The 14,485-nt window shown below is 43.0% G+C and carries 12 protein-coding genes; 3 read left to right on the top strand and 9 right to left on the bottom strand.

Annotated features, from left to right (window positions below):
- Positions 1 to 24: 24 nt before the first annotated feature.
- From IGI41_RS00455 to IGI41_RS00430, 6 genes are all read right to left on the bottom strand, one after another.
- Positions 25 to 1,461: a glycoside hydrolase family 1 protein gene (locus tag IGI41_RS00455; protein ID WP_430610621.1), complete on the bottom strand. Its 1,437-nt coding sequence runs from the start codon at positions 1,459 to 1,461 to the stop codon at positions 25 to 27.
- A 132-nt stretch (positions 1,462 to 1,593) separates the two neighbouring features.
- On the bottom strand, positions 1,594 to 3,363 hold the full coding sequence (locus tag IGI41_RS00450; RefSeq protein WP_430610620.1) for an ABC transporter ATP-binding protein: 1,770 nt from the start codon (positions 3,361 to 3,363) through the stop codon (positions 1,594 to 1,596).
- Positions 3,356 to 5,071 carry an ABC transporter ATP-binding protein gene (locus IGI41_RS00445; RefSeq protein WP_430610618.1) on the bottom strand — a complete coding sequence of 572 codons (1,716 nt, stop codon included), beginning with the start codon at positions 5,069 to 5,071 and terminating at the stop codon, positions 3,356 to 3,358. The genes IGI41_RS00450 and IGI41_RS00445 overlap by 8 nt, the downstream gene beginning before the upstream one ends.
- On the bottom strand, positions 5,068 to 5,505 hold the full coding sequence (locus IGI41_RS00440) for a MarR family winged helix-turn-helix transcriptional regulator (RefSeq protein ID WP_430610617.1): 438 nt from the start codon (positions 5,503 to 5,505) through the stop codon (positions 5,068 to 5,070). The genes IGI41_RS00445 and IGI41_RS00440 overlap by 4 nt, the downstream gene beginning before the upstream one ends.
- A 153-nt stretch (positions 5,506 to 5,658) precedes the next feature.
- Positions 5,659 to 7,365, bottom strand: coding sequence for a hypothetical protein (locus IGI41_RS00435; protein WP_430610615.1), 1,707 nt, complete (start codon positions 7,363 to 7,365; stop codon positions 5,659 to 5,661).
- A gap of 736 nt (positions 7,366 to 8,101) precedes the next feature.
- Positions 8,102 to 8,911, bottom strand: coding sequence for an aldo/keto reductase family protein (locus IGI41_RS00430; protein WP_430610614.1), 810 nt, complete (start codon positions 8,909 to 8,911; stop codon positions 8,102 to 8,104).
- Positions 8,912 to 9,103: 192 nt separating this feature from the next.
- Between IGI41_RS00430 and IGI41_RS00425 the strand changes: the two genes are divergently transcribed.
- The 3 genes from IGI41_RS00425 to IGI41_RS00415 are packed head-to-tail and all read left to right on the top strand — an operon-like array spanning position 9,104 to position 12,435.
- On the top strand, positions 9,104 to 9,739 hold the full coding sequence (locus IGI41_RS00425) for a helix-turn-helix transcriptional regulator (RefSeq protein WP_430610612.1): 636 nt from the start codon (positions 9,104 to 9,106) through the stop codon (positions 9,737 to 9,739).
- Between the two features lie 13 nt (positions 9,740 to 9,752).
- Positions 9,753 to 10,568, top strand: a complete 816-nt coding sequence (locus tag IGI41_RS00420; protein ID WP_430610610.1) for a pyruvate, water dikinase regulatory protein — start codon at positions 9,753 to 9,755, stop codon at positions 10,566 to 10,568.
- Entirely contained in the window at positions 10,561 to 12,435 is a 1,875-nt protein-coding gene (locus IGI41_RS00415) for a fructose-1,6-bisphosphatase (protein ID WP_430610609.1), read from the top strand. Before IGI41_RS00420 ends, IGI41_RS00415 begins: the two co-directional genes overlap by 8 nt.
- A 44-nt stretch (positions 12,436 to 12,479) precedes the next feature.
- On the opposite strand, the gene IGI41_RS00410 is transcribed toward IGI41_RS00415, so the two are convergent.
- The 3 genes from IGI41_RS00410 to IGI41_RS00400 form a co-directional block, all read right to left on the bottom strand.
- Positions 12,480 to 12,893, bottom strand: a complete 414-nt coding sequence (locus IGI41_RS00410) for a phosphate-starvation-inducible PsiE family protein (RefSeq protein WP_430610608.1) — start codon at positions 12,891 to 12,893, stop codon at positions 12,480 to 12,482.
- Positions 12,894 to 13,056: 163 nt separating this feature from the next.
- Complete coding sequence (locus tag IGI41_RS00405; RefSeq protein WP_430610607.1) at positions 13,057 to 13,674, bottom strand: hypothetical protein; 618 nt, start codon at positions 13,672 to 13,674, stop codon at positions 13,057 to 13,059.
- A 240-nt stretch (positions 13,675 to 13,914) separates the two neighbouring features.
- The gene (locus IGI41_RS00400) at positions 13,915 to 14,409 is read right to left on the bottom strand and encodes a general stress protein (RefSeq protein WP_430610606.1); all 495 of its coding nucleotides are present in this window, start codon (positions 14,407 to 14,409) and stop codon (positions 13,915 to 13,917) included.
- Between the last annotated feature and the right edge of the window lie 76 nt (positions 14,410 to 14,485).

Genomic DNA, 14,485 nt, shown 5'->3' with positions numbered 1-14,485 from the left:
TGCAAAAATATTCGTTGCTCACGATCAAGCATTTTGACCATTTTCTTGGATCAGTGATTGGTACCAATAAAAACTGTCTTTCTTGATGCGATCTAAGGTACCGTCTTGCTTTTCATCTTGGTCAACATAGACAAAACCGTATCGTTTTTGATACCCATTCAACCAGCTCAACAAATCCGTGAATGACCAAGTACAATAACCTAAGACCTCAGCACCATCTGTGATTGCTTCTTTGATCGCATGAACGTGACCGGCTAGATAATCGATCCGATATTGATCATGGACTTGTTTGTCCGCTGTCAATTTGTCATATTCTCCTAAACCATTTTCTGTAATGATCACTGGAATTCGGTAACGACTCGTGATACGCCGCAATGCCACCCGTAAGCCTTGAGGATCAATTTCCCAGTCCCAGTTGGTGCGCTCAACAAATGGATTCTCCACTTTTTTGAACATTCCCGGCACACCTGATTCTTCACTGCTGCCTTTTTTGCCGGTTGTATTCATTTTACCGGCCCCCACGCCGTCTAGTGGATTGAAAGCATTCGTAGCCGTTTGATAATAGTTGATACCAAGAAAATCTGGTTTTGCAGAACGCAGCAAGTCCATATCTCCTTCTTCAATCGTCGGCGCCATCCCTTGCTCTTGCAAATAGTTGAACGCAGCCTTCGGATATTCTCCCCAAAGATAAACATCTAACCAATAATGAGCCATCAAATCTTCCGCATTCTCAGCAGCCAGAATATTTTTAGGGTCACTGTTGATTGGGTAATTCGGTGAATAAGCAAAACTTGGCCCGATCTTTCCAGGCATCTCCATATCATGGAATGTACGAATAACTGTCGCATTCGCAAGGTTGGCAATGTGGTTGACTTGGTACATTCGCTTTGGATCCGTCACGCCTGGCGGATGCGCTGCAAGCAGATACCCCAGTGAAGTAAAAATATTTTGTTCATTCAAGCTGACCCAGTACTTCACTTTACCACGAAAGGCTTCAAATAAAACTGTTGCATAATGATTGAAATCAGCGATGATCTCTCGAGACTCCCAACCACCATAAGCATCTTGCAGTGCTTTGGGCAGATCCCAGTGATACAAGGTGACCATTGGTTCGATTCCAGCAGCCAGTAATTCGTCGATCAATGCCAAATAAAAATCTAACCCTGCTTGATTGACCTCTCCACGTCCTTCAGGAAAAATACGCGTCCAAGCGACAGAAAAGCGGTACGTTTTCAGCCCTTGTTCTTTCATGAGTGCGACATCTTCTTTAAAGCGATGGTAATGATCGACAGCGACGTCGCCATTGGTGCCTTCAAATGTTTTGCCGGGAATCCGTACAAACTCATCCCAAACCGAAGCACCTTTCCCATCTGTTTGCCATGCCCCTTCTACTTGATAAGCAGCCGAAGCTGAACCCCATAAAAAATCTGCGGGAAAATGTTGTAATTGTTTGTGATCCATTGTTTGACCCACCTTCCGATTAATGATAACCCTTACTTTACTAGTATACCGATTAATCACTGATTTGTCTTGGATTATCCCAACAAAGAAAGTGGATCGGACAAGAATTTCCAGGAAAAATCGAGCAAGCAATTATTGTTCAAATTGTGCTTGATACAGCGCCGCATAGCGTCCCCCTTTGTTCAATAAAAATTCATGGGTACCTTGTTCAACGATATTGCCCTGTTCTACCACCAAGATCAAATCAGCATGACGAATCGTCGACAAACGGTGGGCAATCACAAAAGAGGTCTTGCCTTGCATCAATTCTGTCATGGCTGCTTGAATCAACAGTTCTGTTTGGGTATCGACATTCGATGTCGCTTCATCTAAAATCAGCAAATCCGCATCTAACAACATTGCACGGGCAATCGTCAATAATTGTTTTTGACCTTGAGAAATACCAGCGCCATCTTCTGAAATCACTGTCTGATATTTGTGGGGTAATTTCTCAATAAAGTCATGGATGTGGGCGGCTTTGGCAGCAGCTTGGACTTGTGCCAGCGTGGCATCTGATTTGCCATAAGCCAAGTTTTCAAAGATCGTACCGGTAAACAACCACGTATCTTGCAAGACCATAGCATAGCTGCGTCGCAAGCTTCCCCGCGTGGCTTTTCGGATATCATGGCCATCCAAACGAATCTCCCCGCTATCTGGATCATAAAAACGCATCAGCAGATTTACAATCGTTGTTTTGCCTGCGCCGGTCGGCCCAACAATGGCGACCAAGCTTCCCGGCGTCACTTCTAATGATACGTCACGAATGATTGGTCGTTCCGGTTGATAGCCAAAGGACACATGGTCTAAAGATACTTGCCCCGCGACGTCTTTGAAAGTGTAAGCATTTGGCACATCTGACACTTCGGGTGCCTCATCTAACAAACGAAATATACGTTCCGCCGCAGCCAATGCCGATTGCAGGTCACTGAATATATTGGCCAATTCATTGATTGGTCCTGAAAACTTTCGTGAATACAAGACAAAGGAGGAAACGTTCCCTAACGACAAGCGACCAAACAAAAAGAGCAAAGCGCCAAAAATACTGATCAATGACAAGGAAATGTTATTGATAAAATTGATCGAAGGTCCAGTCATACTGCCATAGTATTCAGCATTGTAATATGCATCAACTGCCGCTTGATTTTTTTCATCGAAACGTTCAATGATGGCTTCTTCTTGATTATACAACTTGATTGTTTGCTGTCCTGAAATGATTTCTTCGACAAAACCATTCAGTTCGCCTAGTTTCCGTGAACGCCGACTAAATAACGGCTGAAATTTCCCCATTAAGTAACGGGTCAAAATGATTGAAGCAGGTACTGTCACTACAAAAATCAAGACAAGCAGCGGGGAAATCAGCAACATCATCACAAATGATCCGATGATCGTGACCAAACTGCTCAATACTTGAATGGCATCGCTCGCCAATGAAGTATTGATCGTATCGACATCATAACTGACTCGACTGATGATATCACCTGTCGCCACACGATCAAAATAACCAACTGGCAGTTCAGTGATTTTATCAAAAATATGTTTGCGCATCGTCGCCACCACACGTTGGCTCAATCGGATCATCAGCAATGAGATGACGTAACTCAATACCGAAGATGCAATATAAAAAACCAGCATCAATCCGCAATAAAAGAAGACCCGCTCGAACAAGACTTTCCCCGGTCCAAATTGGATCGCATCGATCGCATAGCCTGAGAGCAGTGGGCCAACCAATGCGAATAGATTACTCGCCATCATCAAAAAAGCGGATAAAAATAAGAGTCCCTTGCTGTCATATAGATAACCCCATAAACGCAGCAAGGTTTGCTTGCTGTTTTTGGGTTTTTCAGCTACTTTACGATTAGCCATTGACGACACCTCCTGTCTGTCCGTGATAGATCTCGCGATAAATCTGGTTGGTTGCCAATAACGACTCATGGGTACCAAAACCATTCATGGCACCATCTTCCAGCACCAAGATCTTATCGGCATATTGGATCGAACTAATTCTTTGGGCAATCAAAATAGTCGTTGTTTCTTGAAAATCCTCTCTTAATACCCGACGCAATCGGGCATCTGTTTGGTAATCTAATGCACTAGCTGAATCATCTAAAACCAATACCTCCGGGGAACCAGCTAATGCTCGGGAAAGCAAGACCCGTTGTTTTTGGCCACCACTGAGATTACTGCCTTTGGCATGCAATTGATAACCAAAGCGTTCTGGCAAAGCCGCAATAAACTCTTTGGCTTGCGCCCGAGCCGCAGCTTCTTCCAACTCCTCCTTGGTAAAACGCCGCCCAAAAGCGATATTTTCAGCAATTGATTCGGTAAATAAAATATCTTTTTGCAAGACGATTCCAAAGAGCTGATGGAGTTCTTCGGAGGGAATCGTACGAATATCGCGTCCGCCAATACGGATCTCCCCTTGAGAAGGATCATATAAACGCAGCAATAGTTTCACGATCGTGGATTTGCCACTCCCTGTTACACCAATGATTCCAAGCGTCTCCCCCGGCAGTAAGGAAAAATCGATGTCTTTCAAGACCGAATGGCCATTAGGATATGTGAAAGATACATGGTCGAAAACGATGTGGGCTGCTTCTTCTTTGACGGGACCGTCGATGACCTTCATATGTTGCGGCAAGCGCAATACCGCTTGGATCCGATCGGCTGAAGCCAACCCTTTAGAAACGATCACAAAAATCCTAGTGATGCTCAGCATTGCATTTAAAATAATCGTGAAATAGGTCAAGAAAGCAATGATCACGCCTGGTTGAGTCAATCCTTGATTGACACGATATGCACTAACGACAATCACTAACGTCAGACCCACGTTCAAAAAAAGATCCATCAATGGTGGCGTGGCGGCCATCGTCCGGTTGGCGTTGGTTTCAGCAGTCACCACAGCTTGATTGACTTGATTGAATCGCGCCTTTTCAACGTCCGCTTTAGACAATGCTTTGATGATCCGAGCACCCGTCACATTCTCTCGCACGGTTCGCACCAGCAGATCGACTTGTGTCTGCAATGCAGCAAACAACGGAATCCCCCGTTTGGAGATCAATATGGCAGCAATCAATGTGAAGGGCAAAACGCCCACCAAAACCAACGTCAAGACTGGATCAAGGGTGGCGGTAATCATGATGCCGCCAAGCAACAGGATCGGTGCGCGAATACCTAGTCGTTGACTCATGCCTACCGTTTGGTGAATATTGTAAGTATCCGTGGTCAAACGAGACACCAGCGATGGCACCCCAATCGCTTCAACTTGCGGAATCGATAAGTAACTGACTTTGGCGAATAAGTCATGGCGCACACGTCCAGTTGTATCTCGGGCGACACTAGACGCCATTCGATTGGCAACAATATTGGTCACAACGGCAATGATCGAACAAAGGAGCATGACACCGCCCCAAAAGAAAATCTGTTTCACTTCTTTGGTAGGAATCACTGTGTCGATAATGTATGCCAAGATCCAAGGTAAAAGCAGATCCATCAATGAACCAAAAAACTTGATACTGACCCCTAGAGAAATTCGACCGATATACGGTTTGATATATGCTTTGAGTAAACTCATTCCGCCACCTCATTCTCTAAAAGCTGTTGTGATTTTTCTTTGACCACCGCCAATTGCGCTAACAATTGCTTTTGTTCTGCGTCAGAAAAATCAGTCATCACTTGCGCGTTCCAACTTTGGAGCATCTCTTGAATGGTTGGTATCAAAGCGAGTGTCGTTTCAGTGGGATAGACCGACAATTGGCGCCGATCATTCGGACTAGTCTGTCGGATAACAAAGCCTTTCTCTTCTAAAATAGCCAGTTGGCGGGCCACATTGCTCTTATTGACAAAAATCAGTTTGGCCAGTGCTTCTTGACTAATACCGGGATTGCGACAAATATTCAATAAATAGGTATGATGCATCGCACCTAAGCCATATTTTTTCAATTCTTGTTCACGATACAACGTCGCCAGGCGGGCAATATGGTTGATCGAACGAATGATTGCTTCCATCTATGACATCCTTTCTCCTGTTTTCTCGCTTTCTAGTATAAAGAACAATCGTTGCGAACGCAACGATTGTTGCTTTTATCTGCGTGTAGATGCAAGAAATGAAAAAACCTCTGCAGTAAACTACAGAGGCAACTTGATGCTATTTGATCGATTCTATCGCTGACATCGCCACCACCAAACAGCGTAGCCAAGGGGCAAGAGCAGCCAAGCACCGATCGTGAGCCACAAGGCACTATCGAAATACCAAGGGGCATCATAATCCACCACCAAGACATTCGATCCAATTTTTTGCTGCAATGTCACCACACCGATCGTGCTTAATTGAATATCTGCGTGATTCAGCGGGGTTTGATTCAAGGTCAATTCCGTATAACGATAATTGATGACCGGTACTTGGACCCAATCAGTGCTATCTCCCTGCCAACGCAAGGTCAATTTACCTTCTTCCACTGATTTGACGACCGTATTGTTTTTTTCTATGATTTGCTCCCCATAAGCATCATACTTATTCTCCGTCGTTTCTTGGTAAATAGGCACATAGTCTGGGGTAGAACGCTGGTATAGCGCCAATGCTAAAGATTTATCAGCTGCAAAATAAGCAGCTTTCAATTCCTTCGCAGAATCAGTAGCTAAATAGGTATGGTTCCGCAAGGTCACTGCGGCTTCATCCGAACGCCAATCCAGCATTTTGTTTGTGGTTTGGATCAAAACTTGACCACTGCTGAGAACAACCAGCAAGATGATCCAAATCGGTTTCACCAATTGCTGGCCTTGGTAATAAGGGACCAACAGGCACAATCCAGCAATGATCAAAACGGTTGCCGGTACAAAAAAACGGAATGGAAACTGGATCAAATTGATCAGCCCATTGTCTAAACTTCCCAGCCATGTCCATGGGATAAAGTTCGTAGCCAAAATAAAGAAAATCGCTGCTACCAAGGTCATCAGTTTCATATCACTGGCTAGTTTTGGCCAAACTTTCAGCGCACCGCAGAAGAACAATGCACAAATGATTGGCAGAAGAATCGGTGTCGACCACCAATAGCTGCTGGTACCAGTAATGGTATTGTTTTGCATATTGTGATTGACAAACGGTGCCAATAACTGGTTATTTAAATAAAGATCGGCCATGCCAAGCCAAATATTGGCGGTCAATAGCAAGAAGATACCGATCGCACCGATCAATTTCCCCACCAACTGTTTTTTCACATCCGGTCCTTCACCGCTGAAAAAAGCCTGAATGAAAAATGGCACATACATCAAGACCAGCATAATACTTGAAAAGACGTGAATCTGAAATAAGACAGCGACTGAAACACCGACAGCAAATGGACGCAGTTTCTTTTCCTGCCCCAATGCAATCAATGGGATCAAGCATAGTGGCAAGACGGCCGCGCCCCACGCAGAAAATCCTTGGCGCTCGATCCAATATTGGATCGAATAGGTCGACATATAAAAAATACCCATTGCCGTAGCCAGCCAGCCGTTGACCTTTAATTTTCGCAATAAACCGAACATCGACAACCCAGCCAAGAGGTACAGCAACCCATTAGAAATCAATTGATACGCATACCAAGAAGGGCTCAGCAGGACCAATAGGCCTTGGAAATAAGCAAAGAATGGCCCATACAATGCATTGACGATCCTCCCAGATTGCTGAAAACCGTAAATCGATAAAAAATATTGAAAATTACCTTCTTTGATCTGCTGACTCGTTTCATAAAACCGATTAAAGTGGAAGACGACATCGGAGCCTAAGATCATCCCCTTGCCAATTATTTGCGGCAGCAAAAAAACACCACTCATCAAGATCAATAATACCACCTGCCACATCAGTGGACGCTGGTTTAATTTTTTCACAAAAAAACCTCCCTGCACCTTTTAAGTACGCTCATAAAAAAGAGTACCAGATAGTGACATGGAGGTAAAAAATAAGGCTGACTGAAAAGGGATACATGGGGAAAATTTAATATTTGACTACTTATTTATCATTTTGCTGCTCAGAAAAAATGAAAACACCCCTTTTTGTTGTAAGAGAATGGCCAACAGTATGTGGCTCGGTCAGCTTGCGGCTGCTGATACGGCATACGACCTGGATTGGTGTTCATCTCACGCGGGAGATCTTTAGAAATCCAAACTCTCCGGCATTCTTTTACGCTTTATCTATCTTGATCAAGGATCACTATTGAGATTGGTCATTTGGATCAAGATGTCAAATAGGCCTAGCCAACGTTTCAATATTGTCTTTGACGGCTTTTGTCGATAGGATCTAGAACGCGGGTTTGCTCACGGCCATGATCTTTTCAACTGTTGCTTCTGGCGTCTTCACTGGTCCGCTTTCTTCAATCAGTGTTTCACGTGTAACAACAGTTTTTGGGCCAGATAACAATATAACCGCGCGCCCATTGACGCAGAAGCATGGTTCCTTGTTTATTTCTCAATTTCACATGATTAGCAGGGATTTTGTTTATAGACGGTGCCTATAATAAACCTAATCAGTTATTTTATGGGAAAATGAAGTCTCATTGCATGGCTCTTTGACAGTACAACAAAAAACACCTAGAACGCTATGTTCTAAGTGTTTGATTGGAGTCATTCATAATCCTTTGATAATATCTTTTTCTTCCTCCGTTAATGAAAAATCAAAAAGCGCTAAATTTACTGCTTGATGTTCCGCCGCATGTGATTTAGGAATCACAACGACGCCACGTTCGATTTGATACCGCAGCACCACTTGGCTCCAAGATTTTTGATGATGTGCCCCGATCGCCGCCAACTGTTCCTTTGCGTTATCAGAAATACGCGAAAGTGGTCCCCAAGCTTCTGGTACTACGTGATGCGCCAAAGAATAGCCAATGATGCCATCGTTCCATTTACCAGGATGTGATTCAACTTGATTGACAGCTGGCTTGATACGACTGTTGTCTAACAAATAAGCCAACTCTTTTTCCTGAAAATTAGATACGCCGATCGCTTTGATTATACCGTGGTCTACGTAGGTTTCAAGAACAGCCCAGACCGCAGCGATTTCTTCTAGATTATCCCAAGGATGATGAATCAAATATAGATCGATCGTTTCTGTTTGCAAGGCAGATACACTTGATTCAACTGCTGATTTGACAGCTGCTGCATCTTTTGTATACTCCGACGTGCCAGGTATTTTAGAGGTAATAAAAAATTCACTACGGTCAAGCCCGCTCTCTTTGATGGCTTTGCCCACGACCGCTTCATTTCGATAAGAGATCGCTGTATCGAAATGTCGATAACCCGCTTTGATGGCTGCTGCTAATTCGGTGGTATCTCCATTGATCGCCCCTTGATACGCTTTGTTTTCTTTACCAAAAGTATTTGTCCCACTGCCAATCACAGGTATCTGAATACCCGTATTCAGTTCAATTGTCCTCATGCTGTTTCCTCCTTGTACTTGATTATATTCAGTCTATCAAAAAAATAAACAGAGGGTAACCGAGAACACTTCATTGACAAGAATGACAGATGCAAACTATGGATCCGTTTAACCGTTTGTCTATCTATTGCATTTAAAACCAACCAATACTATACTATATAGTATATCACATTAAATAAAGAGGGTGACACATTGGAGTTGACACCACGACAACTGAAGATGATCGAAATCGTCAAAGAACATCAACCGATCAGCGGGGAAGCGATTGCCAAAAAATTTGGTCTAAGCCGTGCAACTTTGCGCAATGATTTATCTATCTTGACGATGACCGGCTTATTGGATGCGCGGCCAAAAGTCGGCTATTTTTATACTGGCCAACCTGTTGAACCGTTATTGTTTGAAAAGCTGTATCATATCAAAGTAGCGGAAATCATGATTCCGCCACTGATGATTCTTCCAACCGTCTCTGTTTATGAGGCAGTCACGACGCTATTTATGTATGATGTTGGTTCTCTGTATGTCAAAAATGAAGCAGAAGAATTGCTCGGTGTTCTCTCACGAAAAGATTTGCTGCGCTTTTCTATCAGTGCCCATGCACCGGAGAACACACCTGTTGCTATGATCATGACAAGAATGCCTAACATTATCACCATTACACCGGAAGAAACGATTTTGACTGCCGGTACACTACTCAGTCGCCATGAAATCGATACGCTGCCGGTCATCGATCCAGAATCACCAAAAAAAGTTATCGGAAAAGTCACCAAAACACACATCATGGACTTCTTTATTCAAGCCGGTCTTGATAGTGAACATCCATCATTATAAAGAGGGGGATACTATGAAAAATATTCGGTTGTATTTGATATCAGACTCAGTTGGCGAAACGGCTCAAAAGCTGATTGCGGCAGTTTCTGCTCAATTTCCTACGATTGATTTATCTGACATTCAATTGTTTCCATTTACCAAAGAGGAAGATAACCTGACGGAGATTTTAAAAGACGCATTGCTTGAAAAAGCCATCGTAGTCACCACACTAGTAAACAAAGACTTGGTAGCAAACGTACAAACTTTTGCGCAACGAACCGGCTTAAAGTACGTTGACTTGATGTCACCTTTGACCGACTTGATCGAGTCTAGTTTTGGTATCCAAGCAGTCCAAGAACCCGGTGCGATCCATCGCTTGAATCAAGCCTACTTTAGTCGTGTTGCAGCAATGGAATTCGCAGTCAAATATGATGATGGCAAAGATCCTCGCGGTTTTCTTGATGCTGATCTGGTGCTACTGGGCGTTTCTCGGACATTAAAAACACCTTTAAGTCTGTACTTGGCAAACCGCGGCTACAAGACAGCCAATCTGCCTCTGATTCCCGAAGTGGCTTTGCCTAACGAAATCCATGCACTGGACCCTAAAAAAATGGTTGGTTTAACAACAACCTCTGAAGCTTTAGCGGGTATTCGGCGCACACGGTTGTCAGCTCTGGGTTTAAATGAAGACACCAATTATACAAACCTGGAACGAATCAAATCTGAACTCGCTTATGCAGAAGAATGGTTCCAAACATTAGCGATCCCTGTCATTGATGTGAGTCAACGCTCGATTGAAGAAAGTGCCTTGTGGATCGAGGAAAGCCTCAAGGGTAATCACTATGATTGAAGCAGACAATCTGGCACATTTGACAGAGATCATCAACTTGGCAGCCATCCAGCAGCTACCTAAAGCAACGGAACACTTTGTCAGTGATTTACATGGCGAATACGATGCATTCGATCATATATTACGCAACGGCTCCGGCAGTATCCGTGAAAAAATCGACACATTATTTGGTGATACCTTGTCTGCTGCAGAGCAAACTGAACTGTGCTTCTTGATTTACTATCCTGAAGAGCTCTTACAAGAAAAACAGTTAGATGATTCCGACTGGCAAACACTGATGGAACAATTGGTGACCGTGGCCCGATTTACCTCTAGCAAGTATACGCGTTCAAAAGTACGGAAGGCTTTGCCGACAGCATTCGCTTATATTTTAGAGGAATTACTGTATCAATACGACGCTGATTTCAATAAAGAAGCCTACTACAATGCCATTTTTGAGCAGATTATTGCCTTGGATGCAGCCCCACTCTTTTGTCAAGAATTGGCATTCTTGATTCAACGTTTTGTTGTGGATCATTTACATGTCTTAGGTGATATCTATGACCGCGGACCTGCACCTGATAAAATCATCGACCGTTTGATGGCATTGCCTTCGCTTGATATTCAGTTGGGTAACCATGATATCTTGTGGATCGGCAGTTTTTGCGGATCACTTCCTTGTTTAGCCAACATGTTGCGCATTGCCGCACGCTATGGCAATCTAAGCTTGTTGCAGGATGGCTATGGCATCGATTTGTCTGAAGCCATTGCATTTAGTCGGAAACATTATACAGAAAATCAAGCTTTTTATCCCCGACACACAGTCGATGCATTATCCGCAGAACAACAAGAAGAAGCAATGTTGTTACAACAAGCCTTTACGATCATCCAATTCAAACTAGAAGCTTCGGTCATTCAAAGACGACCAGAATTTGACATGCAAGATCGGATGTTGCTTCACTTAATAGATGCCAACCGACAAACCATACACATGAATCAAGGCTACCCTTTGATCAATGCTTGCTTTCAAACAATCGACCACACAGCTCCCTATCGTTTAACCAGCGAAGAAGAAACAATGATCAATGATTTGATGACGCAAATCCAAGCATCGATTCGTTTAAAACAACATGTACAATTTTTAGCAGAAAAAGGCACCTTGTTTCAGCAAGCCAATGGCAACCTGCTTTTCCATGGTTGTATTCCTTGCCAAGAAAATGGTGATTTCCTCGCCTTTACTTTTGGTGATAAAAGCTATCAAGGCAAAGATTTATTGCTATTTTTCCAAGATTGTTTGTTGCAAAGCTTAGCTACCCCCCATCTTCAAGATGATTTGGCCACAGATATGATCTGGTATTTGTGGTGTGGGGAAGGTTCGTCGTTGTTTGGCAAAAAAGCCATGAAGACATTTGAACGTTATTTCATTGCAGATTCTGTGACCCATCAAGAACAAAAAAATGCCTATTATCGCTTACGGGAAAATGAAGCCTTTTGCTGTCACGTATTAGCAGCTTTTGGTTTACCAGCAACTGGACATATTATCAATGGCCATACACCCGTCAAAGTGCGCAAAGGGGAGACACCAATCAAAGCCAATGGTCGTTTATTGGTGATTGATGGTGGATTATCTCGTTCCTATCAATCCGTCACCGGGATTGCTGGTTATACACTGCTCTCAAATTCTTTTGGCATGACACTCGCTGCGCATCAACCCTTCACGAATCGTCAGAGAGCGATCGAAGAACGAATCGATATCGTCAGCAAAAAAAGATTGGTCGTTCGTCAAAGTGAACGAATCTTAGTTGGTCAGACCGATATAGGTGTCCAATTACAAAAGGAGAGCTTATCCTTGAAGAATAAGATGAAACAGCAGCGCCACCAACGATAACTTCGTTGACAGCACTGCTGTTTTGTCGTTTCATAAGAATATACTTATAGTTCCTTAGAACTGTGAAAAGCTTTTAGTTTTTCCAATGCTTGTAAGACAAAAATCAATACCAAAATGGCCAATGCCAAGAATAGGGTTTCCAATCCCTTCCCTTGCGCCAAAAGCAGCTCTCTTAAAATCGCTGTGATACTGATCAAGATCAAATAGCGTACCGGTATATGATGACCTTCTTTCACATAACGCAACAACATTAAAATGATTTCTAACAAAATAAAGAGCGTAGCAATTTCTTCGATCAATAAGGAAAGATCACTCACTTCACTTAACGGAATCACATGGAGTACAATTTCATAAATGGCTTCTGCCATAACAACTAAAACGAGCAATACCAATAACCCCAACATAATATCCACGATCAGACTGATCATTTTCTCAAAATGTTTAAAATATCTTCCCATAGGCCGCCTCCTTTGAGGCTATTATAGCGAAAATCACTCGATTTTCTTTCAGATATGCTTAGAAATTGCTGACTTTGCCTAACAAAAAAACACCTTGTACGATCATTCCTAAACTTTGATTTGATCCAAAGACAGAAGGAATCACCAAACAAGGTGTTTTTATTTAATTTGCATTCACTGCAGTTTCATACTGCATCTTTGCGTTTGGAGATATTTGCTCGTTTTGATTATCGATTGCTACATCAGAACTACCCGTGTTCTCCTCCGCAGCGTCTTCACTACTTGAAGAACTGGTAGAAGTTTCTGAACTAGTACTGCTGGAAGAGCTTGACTCAGAAGAAGACTCTTGTGGTTCTGATGTGCTATGGGTACTGCTAGACGTGCTGGCAGATGATGATGCCTCACTCTCTGAAGTAGATGCACTGCTAGATGGTACTGCATTGCTCTCGGCTTCTTGCGTAGATGACGCACTCTCTTCGATCGTTGACACACTGACTGGCTCAGAAGACATCTCATAAGAAGATGCGTCTTCGCGATGAGTCGTTGTGTACGTTTCACTATACGTACTAACACTTGCTTCATAATAGACACTACTGGAGCCGGTTGTTTCAACAGTCTGACTGCTTGCTGTTTGGACAGGGGCTTCAGAAGAACTGGTAGAAGAATTCCGCACAAATGGTGCTGCCACAAACGCATTTGCGTCTTGATTGATGGCCATGCTCAAAAAGACAGCAACCACACAACTGACCAGCGCCGATTGTAAATTAAACTTAAATTTCATCGTATGCCCCGCCCCTCTCCGTTTTGATGGCTAGAACTTCATGCAACAAATGATCTTCTTTCTATATTATACAAAAAAAGCCTCTCGTCAACAAATTAAGTTTTGTTGTCAAACATGTCACACTTTTGTCAATGGGTCTTATTATGAAAAAAAATCAAGTATCCCAAGCCAGATAGCAGCTCGCAGATACTTGATCGATGCATCATTTATTTTCAGCAACAATTGATGATCCGCAATAGATCAAAGGTTACGCAAATGGTTTGGATCATTGATTGGTGCTTCGATGTCACTATCCCCTAATCGTTGTGTGGGATCAACCGATGCATCAGGAAAAGCTGTTTCTCCCGGCAGCGGCGAATCGATCGTTGATGTTGCCTCATGATCGGTTACTTTATTCATCGGGCGATAATCATAGACCCCTACCACTAATTTATTTTGTTCAATGTCGCTGCGGTAACCAAATAACGGGTCCTCTTCATTTTCAAAGTCATGATCACCGAAAGAAAACGCATCTTTGATTTTCTCCCAAAGCGAATGGTCATTGTCGTCAGCCGTTGTTGTTTCTACATCTACATCAGTCATCGTATCTAAATCAAATTGATCGATCACTGCCTTGTTGGCATACAAAACAATATCATCTTTGCCATAGCCTTCGTTTGTTAATTGTTCAATCACCGGCAGTGCCTCTGTGCGCGTATCGTAACTACCAATAATCGTTAGGTTTCTGTTTGTCATTTGAAATCCTCCTTATTATATTTACGTTTCGCAAAAAATGATTCAGCAGCTAACGGTTGTAGTGACAACTGAAACT

This window comes from Enterococcus sp. DIV0876 (assembly GCF_050529585.1).
Lineage (GTDB): Bacteria > Bacillota > Bacilli > Lactobacillales > Enterococcaceae > Enterococcus_D.
Note: the sequence above shows the minus strand (reverse complement) of the source record. Positions and strands in the feature narration are given on the sequence as shown.

Excerpts from the sequence above, each read along its gene's own strand:
- IGI41_RS00455 (WP_430610621.1), bottom strand. The coding sequence starts at position 1,461 with ATGGATCACAAACAATTACAACATTTTCCCGCAGATTTTTTATGGGGT.
- IGI41_RS00450 (WP_430610620.1), bottom strand. The coding sequence starts at position 3,363 with ATGGCTAATCGTAAAGTAGCTGAAAAACCCAAAAACAGCAAGCAAACC.
- IGI41_RS00445 (WP_430610618.1), bottom strand. The coding sequence starts at position 5,071 with ATGAGTTTACTCAAAGCATATATCAAACCGTATATCGGTCGAATTTCT.
- IGI41_RS00440 (WP_430610617.1), bottom strand. The coding sequence starts at position 5,505 with ATGGAAGCAATCATTCGTTCGATCAACCATATTGCCCGCCTGGCGACG.
- IGI41_RS00430 (WP_430610614.1), bottom strand. The coding sequence starts at position 8,911 with ATGAGGACAATTGAACTGAATACGGGTATTCAGATACCTGTGATTGGC.
- IGI41_RS00420 (WP_430610610.1), top strand. The coding sequence starts at position 9,753 with ATGAAAAATATTCGGTTGTATTTGATATCAGACTCAGTTGGCGAAACG.
- IGI41_RS00415 (WP_430610609.1), top strand. The coding sequence starts at position 10,561 with ATGATTGAAGCAGACAATCTGGCACATTTGACAGAGATCATCAACTTG.
- IGI41_RS00410 (WP_430610608.1), bottom strand. The coding sequence starts at position 12,893 with ATGGGAAGATATTTTAAACATTTTGAGAAAATGATCAGTCTGATCGTG.
- IGI41_RS00405 (WP_430610607.1), bottom strand. The coding sequence starts at position 13,674 with ATGAAATTTAAGTTTAATTTACAATCGGCGCTGGTCAGTTGTGTGGTT.
- IGI41_RS00400 (WP_430610606.1), bottom strand. The coding sequence starts at position 14,409 with ATGACAAACAGAAACCTAACGATTATTGGTAGTTACGATACGCGCACA.